At 63.0% G+C, this 13,197-nt stretch carries 15 protein-coding genes and 1 pseudogene; 8 read left to right on the top strand and 8 right to left on the bottom strand.

What is annotated here, in order from left to right; genetic code table 11:
- Positions 1 to 49 precede the first annotated feature (49 nt).
- The 5 genes and pseudogenes from KBZ07_RS01305 to KBZ07_RS01285 all read right to left on the bottom strand — a co-directional run bounded on the left by KBZ07_RS01305 (position 50) and on the right by KBZ07_RS01285 (position 4,529).
- Positions 50 to 1,663 (bottom strand): DUF3685 domain-containing protein, encoded by a 1,614-nt coding sequence (locus KBZ07_RS01305; RefSeq protein WP_254929916.1) that lies wholly within the window; start codon positions 1,661 to 1,663, stop codon positions 50 to 52.
- A gap of 26 nt (positions 1,664 to 1,689) precedes the next feature.
- Positions 1,690 to 2,076 (bottom strand): Fur family transcriptional regulator, encoded by a 387-nt coding sequence (locus KBZ07_RS01300; protein ID WP_254929915.1) that lies wholly within the window; start codon positions 2,074 to 2,076, stop codon positions 1,690 to 1,692.
- 174 nt (positions 2,077 to 2,250) lie between these two features.
- Positions 2,251 to 3,015 (bottom strand): 1-(5-phosphoribosyl)-5-[(5-phosphoribosylamino)methylideneamino]imidazole-4-carboxamide isomerase, encoded by a 765-nt coding sequence (gene hisA, locus KBZ07_RS01295; protein WP_254929939.1) that lies wholly within the window; start codon positions 3,013 to 3,015, stop codon positions 2,251 to 2,253.
- A 33-nt stretch (positions 3,016 to 3,048) separates the two neighbouring features.
- Positions 3,049 to 3,237: pseudogene (locus tag KBZ07_RS01290) on the bottom strand (TIGR02450 family Trp-rich protein); the annotation flags it as partial.
- A gap of 20 nt (positions 3,238 to 3,257) precedes the next feature.
- Entirely contained in the window at positions 3,258 to 4,529 is a 1,272-nt protein-coding gene (locus tag KBZ07_RS01285; RefSeq protein WP_254929914.1) for a sulfite oxidase, read from the bottom strand.
- A 99-nt stretch (positions 4,530 to 4,628) separates the two neighbouring features.
- On the opposite strand from KBZ07_RS01285, the gene KBZ07_RS01280 reads away from it, so the two are divergent.
- The gene (locus KBZ07_RS01280; protein WP_254929938.1) at positions 4,629 to 5,546 is read left to right on the top strand and encodes an NAD-dependent epimerase/dehydratase family protein; all 918 of its coding nucleotides are present in this window, start codon (positions 4,629 to 4,631) and stop codon (positions 5,544 to 5,546) included.
- A 147-nt stretch (positions 5,547 to 5,693) separates the two neighbouring features.
- Here KBZ07_RS01280 and KBZ07_RS01275 read toward each other — a convergent pair whose 3' ends face one another.
- Positions 5,694 to 5,975 (bottom strand): hypothetical protein, encoded by a 282-nt coding sequence (locus KBZ07_RS01275; protein WP_254929913.1) that lies wholly within the window; start codon positions 5,973 to 5,975, stop codon positions 5,694 to 5,696.
- A 232-nt stretch (positions 5,976 to 6,207) separates the two neighbouring features.
- On the opposite strand from KBZ07_RS01275, the gene KBZ07_RS01270 reads away from it, so the two are divergent.
- Positions 6,208 to 7,080 carry a substrate-binding domain-containing protein gene (locus KBZ07_RS01270; protein ID WP_254929912.1) on the top strand — a complete coding sequence of 291 codons (873 nt, stop codon included), beginning with the start codon at positions 6,208 to 6,210 and terminating at the stop codon, positions 7,078 to 7,080.
- A gap of 19 nt (positions 7,081 to 7,099) precedes the next feature.
- On the opposite strand, the gene KBZ07_RS01265 is transcribed toward KBZ07_RS01270, so the two are convergent.
- Positions 7,100 to 7,537 (bottom strand): cupin domain-containing protein, encoded by a 438-nt coding sequence (locus KBZ07_RS01265; protein ID WP_254929911.1) that lies wholly within the window; start codon positions 7,535 to 7,537, stop codon positions 7,100 to 7,102.
- Positions 7,538 to 7,631: 94 nt separating this feature from the next.
- Between KBZ07_RS01265 and KBZ07_RS01260 the strand changes: the two genes are divergently transcribed.
- The 4 genes from KBZ07_RS01260 (at position 7,632) to KBZ07_RS01245 (ending at position 10,291) form a co-directional block, all read left to right on the top strand.
- Complete coding sequence (locus KBZ07_RS01260) at positions 7,632 to 8,717, top strand: ecdysteroid 22-kinase family protein (RefSeq protein WP_254929910.1); 1,086 nt, start codon at positions 7,632 to 7,634, stop codon at positions 8,715 to 8,717.
- A 57-nt stretch (positions 8,718 to 8,774) separates the two neighbouring features.
- Positions 8,775 to 9,224: a hypothetical protein gene (locus KBZ07_RS01255; RefSeq protein WP_254929909.1), complete on the top strand. Its 450-nt coding sequence runs from the start codon at positions 8,775 to 8,777 to the stop codon at positions 9,222 to 9,224.
- 96 nt (positions 9,225 to 9,320) lie between these two features.
- Entirely contained in the window at positions 9,321 to 9,620 is a 300-nt protein-coding gene (locus KBZ07_RS01250) for a hypothetical protein (protein ID WP_254929908.1), read from the top strand.
- The gene (locus tag KBZ07_RS01245; protein WP_254929907.1) at positions 9,617 to 10,291 is read left to right on the top strand and encodes an isoprenylcysteine carboxylmethyltransferase family protein; all 675 of its coding nucleotides are present in this window, start codon (positions 9,617 to 9,619) and stop codon (positions 10,289 to 10,291) included. The genes KBZ07_RS01250 and KBZ07_RS01245 overlap by 4 nt, the downstream gene beginning before the upstream one ends.
- Positions 10,292 to 10,299: 8 nt before the next feature.
- Here the strand turns inward: KBZ07_RS01245 and KBZ07_RS01240 are convergent, their stop codons facing one another.
- Positions 10,300 to 10,887 (bottom strand): cupin domain-containing protein, encoded by a 588-nt coding sequence (locus tag KBZ07_RS01240; RefSeq protein WP_254929906.1) that lies wholly within the window; start codon positions 10,885 to 10,887, stop codon positions 10,300 to 10,302.
- Positions 10,888 to 10,938: 51 nt separating this feature from the next.
- Here KBZ07_RS01240 and KBZ07_RS01235 point away from each other — a divergent pair, with 51 nt between their 5' ends.
- Positions 10,939 to 11,796 (top strand): ion transporter, encoded by an 858-nt coding sequence (locus tag KBZ07_RS01235; RefSeq protein WP_254929905.1) that lies wholly within the window; start codon positions 10,939 to 10,941, stop codon positions 11,794 to 11,796.
- 115 nt (positions 11,797 to 11,911) lie between these two features.
- A partial coding sequence (locus tag KBZ07_RS01230; protein ID WP_254929904.1) for a protein adenylyltransferase SelO family protein occupies positions 11,912 to 13,197 on the top strand: 1,286 nt, incomplete at its 3' end.

Here is a 13,197-nt window from a genome sequence, read left to right as displayed (position 1 = left end):
CCGCACAACCTGACTGTGGCCATTGTGGCTGGGAGCCCTGCAGGCAGGATTAGCTGCGACTGAGGCTGCGACCCATCCCCTGGGCGATGCCCCGGCCCACCAGGCCGATGGCGCGGCCCAGCACGCGCGTGAGCAGCAATACCACCAGATCCCCCAGGCCCTTCAGCAGGCCCTGTACCTGGGGTGCAAGGGCGTCGCGGGTTTCCAGGCTCAGGGTGACAAGTTGCTGGAGCCAGCCGAGCTGGCGCAATTCGCCATCGCGGGGCTCGGTGAGCTCCTGGCAGCGGATGGCGCCATCGCGCAGGCAGAAGAGCTGACGCCGACTTTCATAGAGATTGATCGGCCTCAGCACCCAGCTGCTCCAGCGCTGCTGGGCATTCAGCTGGTTGCGCAGCCGCTCCAGGTTGCGGGTTGCGAGCAGGTCTGGCTGGAGCAGGTAGCGGCGCAGTTCCGGCCAGCTGCCACAGCTAGCCAGCACTTCCGCACTCACCAGATCGGCGGTGCGCACAAGCCAGTTGGCCAGCAGCAGCTCCAGGTGGAGTACGGCCCGCGGTTCATCGGCCGCCAGGAGTTGGCCGTCTACCAGCAGGGGCTGGGCGCGCACCAGGGAGGCGAGCATTGCTTGGGCGTCGGGCAGTTCGGGGTCGCGGCTGACCAGGTCGCTACTACGGATCAGGCTGTCTGCCACAGGTTCGAGGCTGCCCTCGCGAGGAAGTTGTACGTAGGGATTCACCAGGCTGCGCAAGGCCTGCTGGCGCAGTTCCGGTTGCCACCGCTCCCAGCGTTCCTGCAGGGGTTGGAGGGGTGCGGGATCGGTCAGAAACCTTTGGCGAAGATCATCAACCTGATGCAGCAGGGCCCGCAGCAGGTCACGGCGGCGCTCGCCACTGAGGCCCTCCAGGGCCAGCAGCTGGCCACTGTGGTTGTTTAAGCCCCCCTCGGTGCCGGCTTCGAGGCGCTCGCGAATGGCGCGCCAGATTCCATCCGCACTGCGCTGCTGCAGGGTGATCGCCAGCACCGGCTGGCTCGGTTGCGGAGTTGGGGCCGGGGATGACCAGGCCATGCTGGCCGGCCCCCAGAGCAGCAGCAGCAATTGGCGGGCCGCAGCCAGTTCCCGCAGGCGACCCTGCAGCACCAGCAGCTGCACCAGGTTGGTAGGTGGTGGCGTCAGCAGGCGCCTGATGGCGTCGATGTCGGCATCGATCTGCTGTAGACCACTGATCAGCAGCCACTGGCCGAGGCCCAGGGTGGGGCCGGTTGGGGGGCTTGGGGTGCCGATACCTGGGGCTTCGCCCATGGCCACGGCCAGCACCCTGCCACCGGCCAGCAGGGTAGCGACAGCTTCAAGCAATTCCTGGGGATTGGGTGCCTCCAATACCCCAGCTGCGGGGAGTTGCAGCAGAACTTCGTTGTCCAGCCCATGGCCAGTCGGTAGGAGCAGCAGCAGGGGTGCCGGACGCCAACGCTCCTGAAGGCTCTGAAGTTCCTGGGCCAGTACCGGCGGGTTGATGGGGCTGTTGACCTGCCAGATCACCAGCTGGGGCAGACCCCTCAGCTGCTGGGGTGATTCGACCGCCGTGTACAGGCTTCCCTGAGCAGTGAGCAACCGGGCCAGCCCATCACGCAGGAGCGGTTCGGCAAACAGCAGCAGCTGCGAACTCACAGACCTGGCCGGAGGGATGGCCCAAGTTATCGAACCTGGCCGGGTTTCTCCAGTGCCCGGCGATGGCCGATGAGATGCAGGGTGTAGGTCTCAATCGTGAAGCCCGTATGGCGCTCGATCTGGTCGAGCAGCTCCTGGGGCAGGATCACGTCCAGATCCTCAATCGCGCCTGTTGCCGAGCAGGTGAGGTGGCTGTGGGGATCACTGCGGTAGCCGTAGAGCCTGCCATTGGCGCGATCCAGGCACTCAATCACCCCTGCCGTCTGTAGGGCCTCAAGGTTTTGATACACCGAGGTATGGCCGATGTTGCGGCCAAGGTTGTTCAGCTTTTCAAAAATATCTCTGGCACTCAGGTGGCTCTTTTCAGCCCAAAGCAAATCCAGCACCATGCGCCGCTGGCGGCTCAGTCGCATACCCAGGGCGCGACATCGCTGATAGACCTCCTCAACGCTGCCGAGTGGCAGGACGCCAGAGAAGGGACTTGAAGGTGGAAGGGCGTCGGCAATCACTCGACACACCTCTGTTGTTGATTCTCCCTTATAGCCAAGCTGCAAGCGATCCGCTTCCGCATTGGCGCTGCCGCTGGTTCAAGCCAGCATCGAGGCGCTGCTCGGATCCTGCAGGCGCCCTTCGCCGATCGCCTGCAGGGCCTCGGCCAGCACCACCCGGCCGTCATAGAGGGCCCGGCCCACGATCACCCCCTCCACCCCAAGGGGCGCCAGGCTCAGTAGGGAGAGCAGGTGCTCCAGGGTGCCAATGCCGCCGGAGGCGATCACCGGCACGGCGCTGGCCTCGGCCATGGCCCGCAATGCATCCAGGTTGGGACCCGCCAGGGTGCCATCGGTGGCTATGTCGGTGCTGATGATCGCAGCGATGCCGCTGGCGGCAAAGCGTCGGGCCAGTTCGGTGGCCTCGGTGCTACTGGCTTCGATCCAGCCGCGGGTGGCCACCATGCCGTCTTTGGCGTCGATACCCACCACGATGCGGCCGAGGTGACGGGCCGCCAGCTCGTCAACTAGCTCTGGCTGCTCCAGGGCCACCGTGCCCAGGATCACGCGATCTAGGCCGCAGGCCAGCAGCTCCTCGGCCCGCGCAGCCGTGCGCACGCCACCGCCCAGCTGTACGGGTATCGCCAGGGCGGCGGTGATCGCCTTTACGGCCGCGTCATTCACCGGTTGGCCGCTGCGGGCCCCATCGAGATCCACCAGGTGCAGCCGCTGCGCCCCTTGCTGCTGCCAGCTGAGGGCCTGGGCCACGGGGTCGTCGCTGAAGCGGGTCACTTGGTCGTAGTCCCCCTGGTGCAGCCGCACGCAGTGGCCGTCGAGCAGATCAATGGCGGGGATCACCTGCATGGAGGGGGCCGGGGGCAAGGGCTGCCAGCCAGGCTGCCAGAGCTGCCGGTTGCGCAGCTCCAGCAGCGGCACCACCAGGCGGTAGTCGGGCGCCAGCACGGCCTGGAGTTCCGCCGCCCGCTCGGCGCCCTGGCCTCGCTCCCCCAGCAGGGCGAAGTGGCGGTAGCCCTGGGTTTGGCCCAGCAGCGCGGGCTGGGCTGTGTACGCAGGACTCAGGCGCATGCAGCCATCCTGGACGAGGGTTAGCGCATCCGGATGGGATGGGTTACCACGGAGCTGTAGCTATAGCCCTCAGCGTTGAGGGGAATGCGGTCGGGTTGACTGCGGCCCCGGTCGTCTGTGGCCCGCGCCAGAAGCCCATAGCGACCCGGCCGCGGATCCCAGTCGAGATCCCAGCGCACCCAGGCCTGAGCGATGTTGGGCGCCCGCATCCGGGCGGTTTTCCACTGCCGCCCGCCGTCGAAGCTCACCTGCACCCGGCTGATCGCCCCTTCCCCCGACCAGGACCGTCCTCGCACCAGGCGCTTGCTTCGCTCGAGGGTGCCGTTCCAGGGCAGTTCAAAGGCGCTCTTCACCCCCTGGGTGGTGAGGATCTGGCCCCGGACCCCCTGGGCGGCCAGGGCGTCGTCGACTGGGTAGTCCTCGCCGATCAGCACGTAACGGCGGGTGTTGTACTCGGAGAACAGGGGTGCTTCCGATACCTGAATGCTCCCCACCCACTTGATGTGGGCGATGCCCACCCATCCGGGCACCAGCACCCGCAGGGGAAAGCCATGGTCCGGCGGGAGAGGATCACCGTTCATGGCATACACCAGCAGGGTGTCCTCAGCCATTGCTTTGCTGATCGATAAGGGGCGCTGCACCGCCTTGGCATCCAGGCCGATGGGCATCACGTCGCGGGCGGTGGGTTTCACCTGGGCCTGCTGCAGCACCTCGGCCAGGGGCACTCCGGTCCACTCGGCCACGCCAATGCCACCGAGGTTCCAGGGGGTGCCTTCGATGCGGCGGCCGTGGGACTGCTGGAAGTAATTTCGTCCGTTGCCGGCGCACTCGATCGCCCGGATCACCGAGATCGAGGGCATCGCCAGGAGATCGTCGTAGCTCAGGATCAGGGGCTTCGTGACGCCGCTGCCCTCAACCCGCAGACGCCAGTGGGCGGGGTCGATTAGCGGAGTGTTGCCGTTGTTGCGAACGAAGAACTGGCTGTTGGCCACCAGGTAGCCGCGGCCGTAGAGCGATTCCCAGCGCATCTCCGCGTTGCTGCCGTTGCGCACGAATTGCGCCTCGGGGGTCGGTTTCAGGATCGATGCGGTGCTAGATGGGGCTACGGGTGGTTCACCGTGACCTGCGGCACGGCGGGGTAAGAGTCCTGCACTGGCTACGGTGCTGCCGGCGGCGAGCAGTTGCAGCAGTCGTCGGCGGGAGACCCCGAGCTCCTGGGAGCGTTGGCGTAGAAATTCTCCGGCGCGCTCCAGGTCGTACTGCCACTCTCCGCTGGGATCGGGACGTGCCATGGAGGCGGTCTGCCGTCACCCTCCACGCTGGCACGCTCACACGCTGGCTGCACGGGCTTGAATAGCGCCCAGTTTCGCGGCCCGCCGGCGGGCATCGGCATGGAAATCCTGGTGATGGGCGGAACCCGCTTCGTGGGCAAGCCCCTGGTGGAACGGCTGCTGGCACAGGGCCACTCGCTCACCCTGTTCACCCGGGGCCGCAACCCCGTGCCAGCCGGAGTGGAGCACCTGGCGGGTGACCGCAGCACCCCTGAGGGCCTGCAGCCGCTTGCCGGGCGCCGTTTCGATGTGATCGTCGACAGCTCGGGCCGCACGGTGGAGGATTCCCGCGCCGTGGTCGAGCGCACGGGCGCTCCGAGCCACCGGTTTGTGTATGTGAGCTCGGCCGGCGTCTACGCCGACAGTGAGCTCTGGCCCCTGCGCGAAGACTCCCCCACCGATCCCCAGAGCCGCCACAGCGGCAAGCTCGACACCGAGGCCTGGCTCAGCGCCGAGAAGATCCCCTTCACCAGTTTCCGGCCCACTTACATCGTCGGGCCCGGCAACTACAACCCGGTGGAGAGCTGGTTCTTCGATCGGATCGTGCATGGCCGGCCGGTTCCCCTGCCCGGGGACGGCAGCACGATCACCCAACTGGGCCACGTGGAAGATTTGGCCGCGGTTATGGACCGTTGCATCGGTGTCGATGCCGCCGCCAATCGCATCTACAACTGCAGCAGCTCCCAGGGCATCACCTTTGCTGGCCTGGTGGCCGCCGCCGCCCGCGCCTGCGGCAAAGACCCGGCCGCTGTGGAGATTCGCAGCTTTGACCCGGCCGGCCTCGACAAAAAAGCCCGTAAGGCCTTCCCGCTGCGGCTGGCCCACTTCCTCACCGACATCACCCGGGTGCAGAGCGAGCTGGCCTGGACCCCCGCCTACGACGTGGAACGTGCCCTTGCCGACAGTTACGCCAACGACTACGCCCAACACATGCCCACGAGCCCCGACTTCAGCGGGGACAGCGCCTTGATCGGCTGACTCCCCCACGCATGCCCGAACCACGCCCCAGGCCCACGGTGTGACCATGGGCCTGCGCTTTGCCTTCTAAATCAATTTTTGGCGCTTTAAGCTGCCAATTAGATCCAAGCTTCCCAATCCCAGTAGTTATGTTTGGCGACTAGGATTTCAAGTGGAAGGCAGCACTGAATAATGTTCCACCACGGGGCCAATCCTCTGGGTGGGTCGGCCTTCCATCCCACCGGGAATATCAATCTGGGGCATAAGGGTTGATTCCGCCCAGCTCTCATATTCAGACTTGCCTTTCCACAGGGAAACAATCAACAGGCCCCCTTCCACCTCGGCTACCGAACGCATCAATTGGGTTTCAGGCTGGGACTTGCCTTCCAATTCGGCCAGTTCGGCCTGAAACTGCTCCAAGGTGGCACCGGGCCAGAAATTGGAAACCATGTACATAACTATTAAGCCCGTAATGCTCGATCTTACTGCCTGATCCTGCCCGCCAGAGTGGGAGGCCAGTTGGAAATAGAAAAGGTATGGCGGGATGGGCCGGTGCGCTCCAGCTATTCTCCCGGGCCATGCCGTTGGCCAGGTGCTCATATTTTCAGGCCCAGTTCGTGCCGCGACCCTGGGCGTTTCCCTCCTTACCGTCTCCCTGCTCGGCCCCCTCCTGACAGGCTCCATGGCCGGCGCTATTGCCAAACCGCTGCGCTTTGTGCTGGTGCCCAAGCTGGCCCACCCCTGGTTTGAGACGGTGCGGGAAGGCGCCGAGGCCGCTGCCCTGATGATAAACAGGCAGACGAAAAACACGGCAGTAGTGGAGTACCGGCCGCCCGCCCGCTCCGAGCTGGCCCTACAGGCGGCAATCCTTGAAGCAGCAATTCGCTCGCGCCCCAGTGGCATCAGCATCGATCTGCTCGATGCCGAGGGCCTCCGCCCGCTTCTAGAGCAAGCCCGGCGCCAGGGCATCGCCGTGAACGTCTTCGATTCGGAGCCGCCTGCCTCACTGCTGCTCACCAGCATCGGCAACGACTACTGCCTGCAGGCACGCATCGCCTCCGAGCGCTTGGTGCAGCTGTTAGGGGGCAAGGGCGAGGTGGCGATCATGCAGGGGGTCCCTACCGCCCCGAACCATGCCATCCGCGCCCGCTGTCACCGGCAGGTGTTTGCCAGCCAGCCAGGCATCCAGGTGGTGGCCTCCCCGGTAGACAACGACAGCATCAGCACCGCCGAAGAGCAGGCCAGGGCCACCATGGTTAGGCATCCCCAGCTCAAGGGCTGGGTGGTGAGTGATGCAGGCGGCGGCATTGGCGTTGCCCGCGCGATCGCGGCCCTCGGCAAAACTGGCAGTGTGAAGGTTGTGGCCCTCGACGACCTGCCGGAACTGCTGCAGCTGATCAGCATCGGCGCAGTCGATTCAACCGCCGCCACCAAGCCCTTCACCCAGGGCTATTGGGCGGTGCTCAACCTCTGGCAGCAGGGCTTGGGTGCGCCGCCTATTGAGCGGATCGATACAGGTATAGGGGTGCAGGGTGGGGCAGCGAAGGCCCTCTGAGGGATGTCAAGCGTTCAGTTCAACCATCCGGGAGCGCCGTCTGACCATGCCTGATTGCAACAGCGCGGTAGTCGAGCTTCGACGCTTCGGCGGGAAGACCTGCTAGTTCGCGGTACATCGGGCTGGCGGCCTTGCCTGAGGTGAAGGAGAGGAATTCCCCCTTTTGATCGCCAAAGCGATACCAGTGCCACTCCCCCCCTGGAACATGCAGCAGGGTGCCTGCTTCGATCCACTGCTCCTGGTCTCCCACTCCGAAGGCCACCGGCCCCTGGAGCACAAAAAAGGTTTCGTCCCACTGGTGGCGGTGCGGTGCCGGCCCGGTTCCATCCAGCCCTGAGGTGAAAAACACTTCAAAATTCTGGGCCTCGTCGCCAGAAATCAGGGTCTGGATGTCAAACCCGGCGATCCGCATCGGGGCCGGTCGATCGGCAGGGGCAATGATGCGGGCGGATGACATGGAACTTTCCCTGGGCTAAAAGCTTAGGACCGGGTTTCGTTTAGCCTTGTAATTGACCCCATCCACCGCAACCAATAGAGCGATGCCTGCCGCCTTGACCGACGAATCCCAGAGTCAGGAATCAAAAGTTCGCCTTCCCGAGCCCGGCTGGATTGGTGAAGTTCTTGGAACTACGGTCACCAGCTTGGAGGCCAAGCGACTGGGGGAGGGCAAGGGGCTGCAGTCCACCGCCTGGCGGCTGGAGCTCAGCTGCGATCCGCCGGGCAGTGGCCCATCCAGCGTGATCTTGAAGAGTGAAACAGCTAACCAAGATTTCAATGAGTTCAGCCGCCTCCACAATGCCTTTGGCCGCGAAGTGGGCGTCTATACCCACTGCACCCACAGGCTGAACGAACATAAACCTTCCATATTTGGCTGCCAGGGAAGCGCCCCCTCATGGCTGTTGATGGAAGATCTCACCCATCTGAATTCAGGTGATCAGGTGATTGGCCTGAGTTATCAGCAAACCCTTGTCACCATCGAACAGATGGCAGCCATCCACGCTGAGTTCTGGATGGATCCAGGCCTGGAGGAGCACAGCTGGCTGCCGCCCCACGGCTTCTGGTTTGCGGATCCCAAAGCTGAGTTGCTGGATGATTTCTTTGCCACCTATGGGGTTCGTTTCGGCCCGGCCGCCTGCCAGCTATATCAAGCTGTGCTGGAACAAAACAATGCCATCGATGCGGCCCTGGCCGATAGGCCTTGGACCCTCGTTCACGGTGACCTGCGCGCCGACAATGTGCTGTATGGCGGCACGGTTGAGGATCCAGCTTCGGTAATTATTGATTGGTCTTGGGCCAGCCGCAGCATGGCCTCGATTGACATCGCCTTCCTGATCGGTGGGAGTACGCCCCACGTTCAGCGGCTGGGCCGTCATGAGGAGTTGTTGCAGGTCTGGCACGGTAGCCTCGAGAAAGGCGGTGTTCGCAACTACTCCCTTGCCGATGCCCGCCGCGACCTGCAACTGGCGGCGCTGCGCTGCATGACCACCGGCTTGGCCATGCATGGTTTCTCGATGGCCCCTGACACCCCGGTTCGAGTGGCCCTATTTATGGATGATGCGATCCAGCGTCACGCTGCCTACGCGGTGGAGATCGAAGCCTGGCAAGCCCTGCCAGACCCTGGGGGTTTCAAGGTGTAAATCAGGGCGGTAGATCTGCCATTTAAATACATCCCATTCCATTACATACTGATCCAAATGGACATCCGTTCCTCTGGTGCAATTCTTAGAATTCTCAATATCATAGCGTTAGCCGACGGCTACCTTTCGCCAAATGAAGAACTCCTTCTTCAATCCCTGGAGAAGCAACACCGGCTGCGGGCAAAAGTTGTTTCCTGGGAGGATGAATTGGAAGACCCCCAGAGCATTAGATGCCTGGCCAAACTGATTGCTATCGAATATCACATATTGGCCATGCGCACGGCTGTGATGGTTGCCAGTGTTTGCAGGGGAGGCGATGAGGATAATTTTATCTGCGAGGAAGAAGAGCGGCTGCTTAATGAGCTGGCCGGGGCCCTTTCTCTCCATGCTGATGACGTGAAACAGGCAAGGGAAGACGCCGCCAAGGAGCTTAATAAACAACCCTCCCTTTGGCAGGTTCTGTATGATTGCTTTGGCTCCCAGTTTGAGCGCCCACTGCTCATCTGAGGGCGAATTCAATTGTATGCTGGCCTAGCCGGCTCCCATAAATCACTTCAAGTTTCCCATTAGTCACCACTGTAGACCAATTCAATGCATGCAACCTTGCGCGAGTATGAGGGTATCGGGGATCCAACCGAGGCCCTGCAGCCCTTACGGGATGGATTATTGGCTGAGATGGAAGCCCTGCCTGGTTTCATTGCTTACTATTTCGTTGATGTAGGTGATGCGGGGGATCGAATGATTTTCCTCAGCGTATTTGAAAGCAGTGAGGCTGCCGCAGAGTCAAACCGCATTGCAGCCGAATGGGTGGAGCACTGGATTGCAGCCCATCCCAACACCGCCCCCACGGCCAGTCGAGTTGATGCCGGCCCCGTGGTGGCGAGCGCAGTCAGGTCCCATTGACCCCGGATGAAGACTTGACGCCAGCAGCGGCTGGATCGAGCTGGGCAACCCAGCTCACGGCAATCAACGCCGCCAAGCTGCTCACGATTGTGCTGCTCTTGGTGCTCGCAGCACTGGTCGGTGTGAATGATGGGCGACAGGCCCTATATCTGAGCCTGCACATCAGCTACTGCCTGTGGTGGCTATTGGAACAGTGGCTCTTCCCTGAGCGACGCCGCCTGATGTTTCCAGAGCGCGTCGGCCCGGTTGGCTTTGTCTTTGCCCTGTTGTTCGTGGGGGTGCTCTACAGCCTGCCGGGGTTGCTGGCCTTCCTCAATCCCGTGCCGATCTCCTATGGCGCCGTTGCCCTTGCCGTTGGCCTGTTCAGCTTTGGCAGCCTGATCAATGCCAGCGCCGATGTGCAGAAGACCACCGCCAAGGCCATGGGCGCTGGTCTGGTCAACGATGGCATTTGGCGGCGGGTGCGCCATGTCAACTATCTCGGCGATCTGCTTCGCTACCTGAGCTTCGCCGTGGTGGCTGGCAACGGCTGGGCCTATCTGGTGCCTGCTCTGGTGCTGCTCCTCTACCTGCAACGGATTGGCCAGAAGGAAGCACAGATGGCCGCCAAGTATCCGGAGTTCAGGGCCTGGCAGCAACGGAGTGCCCGGCTGCTGCCAGGTATCTGGTGATGCTCCCCTCAGGGTGTCTCCACGGGCACGATGTCCACCACCAGGGCCCGGGCGGGGGTTGATCCCTCGTTTCGCCACCAGTGGTTGATCCCGCTGCCTTCGAAGGCTGCCTCCCCGCTGCCGATGGTCTGGGGGACGAACCCGGGGCCGCGCCGCTCGGTCATCTGCCCCTCGAGGATGTAGGCCACGCCGGGCCGCTGGTCGTGAAGGTGCAGGCCGATGCTGCCGCCGGGGGCGATCGTGATCTGCCGCAGCCTGAGTTCTCGGCCAGCCAGGGCCGAGAAGTCTGGCCCGAGTGGCTGGCTTCCCAGCCGTTTCACCTCCAACACCCCCTGGGTCACGGTGACCTGCTGGCCCGGAATAAGCCGCTCATGAGGTGGCACCACCGCCGGCTGGGGATGGCTTTCCGCTGGGAGGCTGCAGGTATGAAGCAGCAACATCGCGCCAATACCTCGGATCAGTTGCCTGAGGTGCTTGGGGCGGGCAGAGGGTTGGACCATGGGAGCCTTCAGCAGGGCTGCCGTAGGTCGGTTTGATTCGGCGGCTCCCTCCTTAGAGACGAAGATGCTGGGCGAAATCATGCGGGGGAAATCCATGGGCAGCTGGGAGAGCCCTAACGTTTAGCTCGACCCAAGGGCATTAGGCGAATGACTGGCTCAGGGCTCCGCCAACGGGTATGGGAGCTTCTCGATATTAGCGAGGATCCGCAAAGTGGCGTAGCTGATTGGGATTGGGTCGACGTGATCCTGCTTATGCTGATCCTATTAAATGTGCTTGCGGTCATCCTGGAGACTGTGCAGAGTCTCCAGTTGCGCTTCGGCACGGCATTTTGGGCCTTCGAGGTTTTCTCGGTAGGAGTTTTCAGCGTTGAGTACGCAGCCAGAATTTGGGCATGTACGGCTGATCCGCGTTATCGGCAGCCAATCATCGGAAGGCTGCGCTACGTGAGCAGCTTCTCTGGTGTGGTGGATTTGCTAGCCATATTGCCGTTTTACGTCTCGCTGGCTGTCCCTGCAGCTGCTCTCGATCTGCGTATTCTCCGAGTCCTGCGGCTGTTGCGATTTGCGCGGGTGCTGAAGTTGGCCCGTTACTCTGATTCCATCGTGCGCATGAAGCGAGTTATAGGTGCAAGGCGAGGCGACCTAGGTGTGGCACTGGCAGCGGTTGGGGTTGTCCTTATTTTAGCTTCTAGCGCCATTTACTATGTTGAGGTTGACACCCAGCCTGATGTTTTTACCAGCATTCCTGCGGCGATGTGGTGGGGTATATCGGCCCTAACCACCGTCGGTTATGGGGATATTGCTCCGGTCACGCCACTTGGCAAGGTCCTGGGCGGCATCATCCAGCTGCTTGGTATCGCCATCTTCGCGCTCCCGGCTGGCATCATTGCTGCTGGCTACGAAGAGGAGTCCAGGCGTAAAGCAGCTGGCCCCGGGATTTGCAAGAGCTGCGGCCGCCCACTGCTTGCTGAAAGCACGCCTGAGCAATGTTCAGAGGGCTTGTGAAGACACTTTTGCAAGTTCGTCTCCTGCAGGATCGCCGCCTCAGCGCCAAAGCCAGCCAGCTCAAAAACCCGATAGACCAGTGCCCACAGGAGTGCCAACATCAGTGCCAACAGCAGTGCCGATAACAAGCTTTGCGGAGTTTGCCCAACGGGCTGACTACTCGCTGCTGGATGGACTGAAAGCCGATCCCCAGGCCAGCGGTGACGGCCGCGACCACCAGCCCCGCCAGGTCTTCTCAGGTCATTACGTGCCGGTGACGCCCACGCCGCTGCCAGCTCCGGAGTTTGTGGCCCACAGCAGTGCCCTGTTCCAGGAGCTGGGCCTGGGCGAGGCCCTGGCCCACGATGAGTCCTTCCTCCGCCTGTTCTCCGGCGACATCAGCGTGGCCACCGGCTCGATGCGCCCCTATGGCTGGGCCACTGGCTATGCCCTGTCTATCTACGGCAGCGAGTACATCCAGCAGTGCCCCTTCGGCACTGGCAATGGCTATGGCGATGGGCGGGCCATTTCCGTGTTCGAAGGCCTGTTCAACGGCCGGCGTTGGGAGCTGCAACTTAAGGGCGGCGGACCAACGCCCTACTGCCGCGGCGCCGATGGCCGTGCCGTGCTGCGCTCGAGTGTGCGCGAATTTCTTGCCCAGGAATTCATGCATGCCCTGGGGGTTCCCACCTCACGCTCGCTGACGCTTTATGTGTCCGGAGCTGAAACCGTGCGCCGGCCCTGGTACGCGCCGGGTTCCCAGTCCTTCGATCCCGACATCCTGGTCAACAACCCGGCGGCGATCACCACCCGGGGAGCGCCGTCGTTTCTGCGGGTGGGCCAGCTGGAGCTGTTTGCCCGCCGCGTGCGCCGCCAGGCCCATCCCGAGGCCCTTAATGAGTTGGGCATGATCGTGGCGCACCTGATCGAGCGCAACTACCGCCAGGAGATTGATCCCGCTCTGCCGTTCAGCGAGCAAATGGTGCAGCTGGCTGGCTTGTTTCGTGCCCGGCTCATTGGCCTGGTGGCCCATTGGATGCGCGTTGGCTACTGCCAGGGCAACTTCAACAGCGACAACTGCGCCGCCGGGGGCTACACGCTCGACTACGGCCCCTTCGGCTTCTGCGAGCTGTTCGATCCCCGCTTCCAGCCCTGGACCGGCGGCGGCGAGCATTTTAGCTTCTTCAACCAGCCGCAGGCAGCAGAAGCCAATTACCAGATGTTCTGGGCTGCCCTGCGGCCGCTGCTCGCGGGCAATAACGAGGCGTTGGCGCGGCTCGATCAGATCCGCGCGGGTTTTGCAACCGCAATGCAGCAGGAACTGGAGGCCATGTGGGCCAGCAAGCTCGGCCTGGCCAGCTACAACGCCAACCTGGTGAACGAATTGCTGGAGCTGATGCTGAAATCGCAGGCGGACTACAC

The organism is Cyanobium sp. BA20m-14, assembly GCF_024346295.1.
This window is presented reverse-complemented; position numbering and strand designations above follow the sequence as displayed.

What these genes read in the sequence shown, in the direction of transcription:
- KBZ07_RS01300 (WP_254929915.1), bottom strand. Translation starts at nt 2,076, where the DNA reads ATGCGACTGAGCCGCCAGCGGCGCATGGTGCTGGATTTGCTTTGGGCT.
- hisA (WP_254929939.1), bottom strand. Translation starts at nt 3,015, where the DNA reads ATGCAGGTGATCCCCGCCATTGATCTGCTCGACGGCCACTGCGTGCGG.
- KBZ07_RS01285 (WP_254929914.1), bottom strand. Translation starts at nt 4,529, where the DNA reads ATGGCACGTCCCGATCCCAGCGGAGAGTGGCAGTACGACCTGGAGCGC.
- KBZ07_RS01280 (WP_254929938.1), top strand. Translation starts at nt 4,629, where the DNA reads ATGGAAATCCTGGTGATGGGCGGAACCCGCTTCGTGGGCAAGCCCCTG.
- KBZ07_RS01275 (WP_254929913.1), bottom strand. Translation starts at nt 5,975, where the DNA reads ATGGTTTCCAATTTCTGGCCCGGTGCCACCTTGGAGCAGTTTCAGGCC.
- KBZ07_RS01270 (WP_254929912.1), top strand. Translation starts at nt 6,208, where the DNA reads ATGGCCGGCGCTATTGCCAAACCGCTGCGCTTTGTGCTGGTGCCCAAG.
- KBZ07_RS01265 (WP_254929911.1), bottom strand. Translation starts at nt 7,537, where the DNA reads ATGTCATCCGCCCGCATCATTGCCCCTGCCGATCGACCGGCCCCGATG.
- KBZ07_RS01255 (WP_254929909.1), top strand. Translation starts at nt 8,775, where the DNA reads ATGGACATCCGTTCCTCTGGTGCAATTCTTAGAATTCTCAATATCATA.
- KBZ07_RS01240 (WP_254929906.1), bottom strand. Translation starts at nt 10,887, where the DNA reads ATGGATTTCCCCCGCATGATTTCGCCCAGCATCTTCGTCTCTAAGGAG.
- KBZ07_RS01235 (WP_254929905.1), top strand. Translation starts at nt 10,939, where the DNA reads ATGACTGGCTCAGGGCTCCGCCAACGGGTATGGGAGCTTCTCGATATT.